Below are 5,172 nucleotides of genomic sequence, written 5' to 3' on the forward strand. Positions count from 1 at the left end.
TGGCAGGCAATCCACAAGAAAAGACGCAAAATGAGGCTTGCGGCTCGGTTTTTCATCTCTCGTGGCGTGCCAGCGCCCAGCAGTTTGCGCAGGATCAGGCTCAGGTTGAAGGCTCCCACGTGGACCAACTGCCGCTTCAGGATGTTCTCGCGCCCGCGCAGGTGACAGCGCCGCAGACCGCCGGTCTCGTAGCAGTGGGCGAAGCTGCGCTCGACCAATTCGCCGCGCCGTCTCAGTAAGCTCTTGCCATACTCGCTTCGCACCCGCCGCCGATTCTGGTACACCGCCTGCTGTTGCTCGGCCTTGCCCTCCCAGTTGCGCCGCCCCTTCTGTTGCTTCTCGGGAATATAACCGCGGACGCCGTAACTCTTCATCCGCTGGACCACCGCGCCGCTGTGATAGCCCTTGTCCGCGACCAACTCTTCGATCCCATCGACGTTGACCTTGGGCTTATCGTCAGGCTGTAAGTGGGCCTCACGCCGGACTAACTCGGCCACCGCCATACCTGCTTCGCACAACGTCTGGTCGAGCGTTGTCGTGTCGCCCTTGTCCGCCGCTTGCAACGTAACTGCCACCACCGCGCTGGTGTCCAGATCGACTGCGTGCTCGGCCTTGTGCGCCAAGTGGGTGCGCCCGTCCTTCATCTTCGCAACCCGCGCATCCTCGTCCGCTGGACTCTTCCAATCCTTATTCGAGGTGCGCTTCTTGCGCTTGCGATCCAGCCGCACCAGGTCTTCCCGCGTCGGCGTCTCAATCCCCGAGGCCTTCGCCAATCCACTCAGAAAATCGTCATAACTCTCGCCCGTGTCGCGGCGCACGATCGACCGCATCGCCGCGTTGGCTTCCAGAGTGGTCGCGTCGATGGCGATCCGCTGACCCTGCACCAACCCGCGATCGGCCAGTACACCCAGGACCCAGCCGAACACTTCGCGATGCGTGTCCAGATCGATCAGCCGCCGGGTGCGCGAAATCGTCGAGTGATCCGGCGTGTACTCGTCCAGGCCAATCCCCACAAAGCGCCGCAGTGCCAGCGAGTCCGCCAGTCGCCAGGCAATGCCGCGTTCGGCCCCGATGCCCTCGAAGTACCCGATCAGCAACGACCGGAAGTAGATGCCCGGCGTCAGAGACGGACGACCGTACCCAGCCGCATAGAACTTCGCACACCGGCTCTCCACAAACTCGTCGAAACCCTCCGCTTCCAGCAACTCGTTCAGCCGCTGATAAAACGGATGCCCCGGCGCCGAGGCCAGCTCCGTGTGCGCGATCCACAAATCCTCTTGCTTCTCCCGCCGCTTGCGTGTCCCCATCGCCATGCGCCGATTCTACAAACACACCCTGTGCATACTCTCGAATACTTTCGACCTACGAATCAGCACTTGCACCACGGGCTGTTAACCTGACCTGAAGACATGATCTGCGTTACCAGACGCACCGGACTGTAGGGCAATGGCAGATAGCCGTTGTTGTAGAGAGTGGTCGGATCGCTTTTTCCATAAGTGAAGTATCCGGAGAGCCGGTGTGGCTGATTTACAACATAATCGATCTTCACCGTAGTGTTGTTCACGCTGGTCCCTACTGGTACCTCTGACAGGTAGTTGTTGGCAATGCCAAGATTTGTTGGTGTCGGCAGAAAAGACTCAAGGAACAGAGACGCCTGTGAGAGCTCACCTGTTGGGATCGAATTGTTCTGAAGCTGCGTACGCATGCAACCCGTCCCGCTGCAAACTGTGGAGGTCGGATCATAGATCGCTACAGGTAATTGACTAAAATTACCTGTCCGCATCAGCATCGTGGGAATGGTTTCCAAGGTAGGCGTGGTCGTTTGCATCGCCCGGTAACCCGTGTATTCGGAATTGATGGTGAGGAGATCGTTGGACGTATTGACACTGACGGTTGCTCCCAACCCAAGTAGCTGGTCAAGGATCGACGCGATGAGATCGGCGTGCTTTCTGCGCAGTCTGCGGTTGATTTCGACATACGCAGAGTCTCTGTCCGAAGTCCATCCGATGAGTTCATACGCCCGCGTCAAACTCCCGAAACGTGAGGAGTAGCAGGAGCTGGAAGGCATATCGTCGGTTTCATTGATGAGGATGCCAGAGAGCTTTCCGTGGACACCCAACAGCTCTCTTAATCGCTCCAAGAGCTCTTCGTCGGAGAGATTGCGGTGCCTCGATTCGAGGATTGTCCTAGCTTGTTCAAACAGACCGACGGTGATGATTGGATCGAATGCGCCATCCCGCCAGATCCACATCTGCGTCGGGTTATTAACCCGCTTATGCTTCAGCTTGAAGGAACGTCTGTTGTAGATGTTTGCGCCGATGTATTTGGGATTGGTCAGTACCTGATGCACGGTTGCGCGTGTCCATGGACGCCCATGTTCTCCCAGAATGCCGAGCCCATTCAACGACTCCATGATTTCGCGCTCGGTCTTCCCATGCGTGACGAACAGGTCATAGATCTTCCGGATGGTGCCAACCTCTTCATCTGGTCCAGACACCAGAATGACACGGTCGGTCTGCAGGCTCTTGCGCTCGCCGCGCCCAAGCAGACCCTTCGGATTTCTATTCTGATCGATCAACTGTCGCCGCAGACCGTATCCCGCTGGCCCTCCCTGACGGAATCCCAATTCGATCAGGCGGCATTGACCCGAAAACACCTTGACGGATAGCTCGCGGCTGTATTCGGCGGCCATCGAACGCTTGAGTGTCTTGAGCACGGACGACGACATGCTGCCGTCATTCTCGAATTGCTCCGCGCAATAGTGGACCCGGATGCCCGCCCTCTTGAGGACATATTCGTAATAGGCGCTTTCATCGACATCCTGAAAGCGTCCCCACCGGCTGACATCGTAGACCAGCAGATCGGAGAAATCCGCCTGCTTGTTTTCTACGTCTGCCATCAACCGATTGAGGCCCTCACGACCAGCAATGTTCAACCCGCTACGCCCATGGTCCGAATAGACCTTGCTAATCTCCATCTGGTGCGAGGCAGCATATTGGTGAATCACATCCAACTGATTTTCGGGCGAATACTGTTGGTGCTCCGTGGACATGCGCACATAGTGCGCCGCCTTGGACGGGAGAGGTGTATTCGTGGTTGCAGTAGACATCGTCTCCATTCTTGTGCGGCTAACGGCTGTAGAACCGAAAACCGCCATGGCGGTTTATAAGCTCCTTAACGAGGACTCCAATTGAATAGTGGCGAAGCGAAGCGCTTTTCGCGACAAGGCGAGAAAGATAGTTGCGGAAGTGCGGCCCGAGACTTTTCTGTGTACTGGGATAATGAATCCATGAGAATCGATCCCGAGTATCTCAAACAGCTTCTAACGGCGTTTCAGGACTCCCCCAACACCTTCACCGACATCCGCGAGCTAGAGGAAGGCGGCATCGACTACCAGGCCACGGTTTTCGAGTTTCACTTGCTGGCACTTGGCGATCAGGGCTTCATTGCCGGCACTTCTGGCCGAGCAGAGCTAGGGATGAGCTACGGAGCTGGCGGTGACCTCATGTGGTCCGTGGTACCGTTGCGCCTTACCGCGCAAGGCCAGGCATTCGCCGACGCCATCAATCACAGCGAGATCATGGCCACGATCAAAGAGAAGTTTATCGGAGCAAGCATTTCGACCATAGCCACTGCCGCCTTCGCAATGCTGAAAGCGGAGACCATCGCTCATCTTCCCAAGCATCTTTTGCCCTGATCTTCAGGGCGTGGAGCAATCAGCATGGCTATGGTTCGGCATGCCCAAGACCCCGCAGAATTACAACAAGCGCACAGGCTACGTCAATGTTGGGATGGCGTTCGTTCATACCTGTTTAGCTGATCGCAGGCTCAACATGATCTATGCTGCCGCTCGGTTTGCTCATAGCCAACAGTGCCTTTGATTCTTTACATAGCGTCAAGCCGTCGGCCATGGCATGGAGTGAATCAAGTCCATAGGCAAGAAATAGGAGCAGCGAAAAGGCGGTCCCCGAAGGGGACGATCTTCGTTCCGTCATAGAGCACAAGCCCGAGTTTCAGATCGTCACCACAGATATCCAACAGCTTCCGCATCCCCTTGAAGTCGCTCGCATGGACGGTTGCGCTTGCTTTGACTTCGATACCGACTAGGGCGCCCTGCTCATTCTCCACGACGATGTCAACCTCATCCTGATCCTTATCTCGATAGTGATGGAGTGTATAGCTGTCCTCCGACCATGTGGTCTGCTTCATGACTTCCGAAAATACGAATGTTTCAAGCACAGCACCGAATGCCGAGCGGTTCTTTGCTATCTGCTCGGCGGTCAACGCCAGCAAGGCGGCGAGCAATCCCGAGTCGACGAAATGGAGTTTGGGGGTCTTAATCAGTCGCTTCAGTTCATTGCGGAACCACGGGGAGACCCGCTGCACGAGAAAGAGCTGCTCAAGGATGCCGGTATATTTTCTCGTTGTCTTGTCGTCCATCCCGATCTGTCCGCCGATTTGGGTGAAGTTGGTAAGTTGCCCGGACTGGTGGGCGAGCGCCTGCAATAGGCGCGGCAACTGATCGAGCTTCTCTACTTCCGCGATGTCCCTCACGTCTCTCTGTACGATCGCTTTCACATAGTCGCGTGCCCAGGCTTGACGTCGCCGAGAGTCTTCTCTCCGGAGCATCTCCGGATAACCGCCTACGAGAACCGCATGGACAAGCTGATCGCCTTCGATACCTGGCCCTGGCTTCACCAGCTTGCCGTTGAATGCCACTTTTAGGAAGGTGGGCTCTTTGCTCAATATCTCGGCCCTGGAAATCGGCATCAGGTTTACGATTTCCATGCGGCCCGCAAGACTCTCCGAGACTTGAGGCAGAGTGAGAATGTTGGCAGATCCTGTCAGGAGGAAACGGCCTGGCCTGCGGTCACTATCTACGGATCGCTTGATCGCCCTCAGAAGTTCTGGAGCTCTTTGCACTTCGTCGATGGTGACCAAATCGAATCCACGCACAAAGCCAGCCGGATCATTGCGAGCGGCTTCGAGCACGGTGTCATCATCCAAGGTCACGTACTCGCGCTCTTCGTCGACGAACTGACGGACGAGCGTAGTCTTGCCACATTGGCGGGGGCCGATCAGCATGACCACGGGGGTGTCCGTAAGCGCAGTGGCCACGCGTTTGGCTGAGAATCTCGGAAAGAATTGAAAAGTGGAGTCGGCCATCTCGGG

Annotated in this window: 4 protein-coding genes; 1 reads left to right on the forward strand and 3 read right to left on the reverse strand. The window is 56.6% G+C overall.

What is annotated here, in order from left to right; all coding sequences use genetic code 11:
• The coding region (locus tag ABSG47_RS20115; RefSeq protein WP_424172103.1) for a transposase at window positions 1-1,313 on the reverse strand (1,313 nt) is incomplete at its 3' end.
• A gap of 56 nt (window positions 1,314-1,369) precedes the next feature.
• Window positions 1,370-3,109, reverse strand: a complete 1,740-nt coding sequence (locus ABSG47_RS20120) for a recombinase family protein (RefSeq protein WP_424172106.1) — start codon at window positions 3,107-3,109, stop codon at window positions 1,370-1,372.
• A gap of 180 nt (window positions 3,110-3,289) precedes the next feature.
• Here ABSG47_RS20120 and ABSG47_RS20125 point away from each other — a divergent pair, with 180 nt between their 5' ends.
• The gene (locus tag ABSG47_RS20125; RefSeq protein ID WP_424172109.1) at window positions 3,290-3,697 is read left to right on the forward strand and encodes a hypothetical protein; all 408 of its coding nucleotides are present in this window, start codon (window positions 3,290-3,292) and stop codon (window positions 3,695-3,697) included.
• Between the two features lie 227 nt (window positions 3,698-3,924).
• On the opposite strand, the gene ABSG47_RS20130 is transcribed toward ABSG47_RS20125, so the two are convergent.
• The coding region (locus tag ABSG47_RS20130; protein ID WP_424172112.1) for an ATP-binding protein at window positions 3,925-5,172 on the reverse strand (1,248 nt) is incomplete at its 5' end.

It is taken from the genome of Occallatibacter sp. (genome assembly GCF_049510455.1).
Lineage (GTDB): Bacteria > Acidobacteriota > Terriglobia > Terriglobales > Acidobacteriaceae > Telmatobacter.

What these genes read in the sequence shown, in the direction of transcription:
- ABSG47_RS20120 (WP_424172106.1), bottom strand. Translation starts at nt 3,109, where the DNA reads ATGTCTACTGCAACCACGAATACACCTCTCCCGTCCAAGGCGGCGCAC.
- ABSG47_RS20125 (WP_424172109.1), top strand. Translation starts at nt 3,290, where the DNA reads ATGAGAATCGATCCCGAGTATCTCAAACAGCTTCTAACGGCGTTTCAG.